The sequence below is a fragment of the Streptomyces fumanus genome (assembly GCF_014655295.1).
Lineage (GTDB): Bacteria > Actinomycetota > Actinomycetes > Streptomycetales > Streptomycetaceae > Streptomyces > Streptomyces fumanus.
The window spans coordinates 1-1,436 of sequence record NZ_BNBI01000036.1 but is presented as its reverse complement, the minus strand read 5'-3'; the positions used below and the strand labels follow the sequence as shown (position 1 = coordinate 1,436).

1 protein-coding gene is annotated in these 1,436 nt (G+C 68.8%); it reads right to left on the bottom strand.

Features of this window, described 5'->3' with window-relative positions; translation table 11 throughout:
- Nucleotides 1-1,436: glucose-6-phosphate dehydrogenase (zwf, locus tag IE316_RS35165; protein WP_190208635.1), on the bottom strand; the 1,436-nt coding region annotated here is incomplete at both ends.

Genomic DNA, 1,436 nt, shown 5'->3' with positions numbered 1-1,436 from the left:
GGGCCCCAGGTCCCGGCCGGGTACTGGGCCGGGGTGCCGTTCTTGTCCCAGTACTCCTCGATCGGGTCGAGGATCTTCCAGGACAGCTCGACCTCCTCCGTGCGCGGGAAGAGGTTGGCGTCGCCCAGGAGCACATCGAGGATGAGCCGCTCGTACGCCTCGGGGCTGGACTCGGTGAAGGACTCCCCGTAGGCGAAGTCCATCGACACGTCCCGGATCTCCATCGACGTGCCGGGCACCTTGGAGCCGAAGCGGACGGTGACGCCCTCGTCGGGCTGGACCCGGATGACGATCGCGTTGGACCCCAGTTCCTCGGTCGCCGTCTGGTCGAAGGGGGAGTGCGGGGCACGCTGGAAGACCACCGCGATCTCGGTCACCCGGCGGCCCAGCCGCTTGCCGGTGCGCAGGTAGAACGGGACCCCGGCCCAGCGGCGGTTGTCGATGCCGACCTTGATCGCCGCGTAGGTGTCGGTCTTCGACCTGCCGTCGATGCCGTCCTCTTCGAGGTAGCCGATGACCTTCTCGCCGCCCTGCCAGCCGGCCGCGTACTGGGCGCGCACGGTGTCGCGGCCCAGGTCCTTGGGCAGCCGGACCGCGCCGAGCACCTTGGTCTTCTCCGCGGCCAGCGCGTCGGCGTCGAAGGAGGCGGGCTCCTCCATCGCGGTCAGCGCCAGCAGTTGCAGCAGGTGGTTCTGGATGACGTCGCGGGCGGCGCCGATGCCGTCGTAGTAGCCGGCCCGGCCGCCGATGCCGATGTCCTCGGCCATGGTGATCTGCACGTGGTCCACATAGGACCGGTTCCAGATCGGCTCGAACATGGTGTTGGCGAACCGCAGCGCCAGGATGTTCTGGACGGTCTCCTTGCCCAGGTAGTGGTCGATGCGGAAGACCTGGTCGGGGGCGAAGACCTCGTGGACGATGGAGTTGAGTTCCTCCGCCGACTTCAGGTCGTGGCCGAAGGGCTTCTCGATGACCGCGCGCCGCCAGGAGCCGTCCTTCTGGTCGGCCAGGCCGTGCTTCTTGAGCTGCTGGATGACCACGGGGAAGGACTTGGGCGGCACCGAGAGGTAGAAGGCGAAGTTGCCGCCGGTGCCCTGGGCCTGGTCCAGCTCTTCGATGGTGGCGCGCAGTTTCTCGAAGGCGGCGTCGTCGTCGAAGGTGCCCTGGACGAAGCGCATGCCCTGGATGAGCTGCTGCCAGACCTCCTCGCGGAAGGGGGTGCGGGAGTGCTCCTTGACGGCGTCGTGCACGACCTGGGCGAAGTCCTCGTGCTCCCAGTCGCGGCGGGCGAAGCCGACGAGCGAGAAGCCCGGCGGCAGCAGACCCCGGTTGGCGAGGTCGTACACGGCGGGCATGAGCTTCTTGCGGGAGAGGTCGCCGGTGACGCCGAAGATGACCAGGCCCGACGGCCCCGCGATACGCGGGAGCCGCCGGTC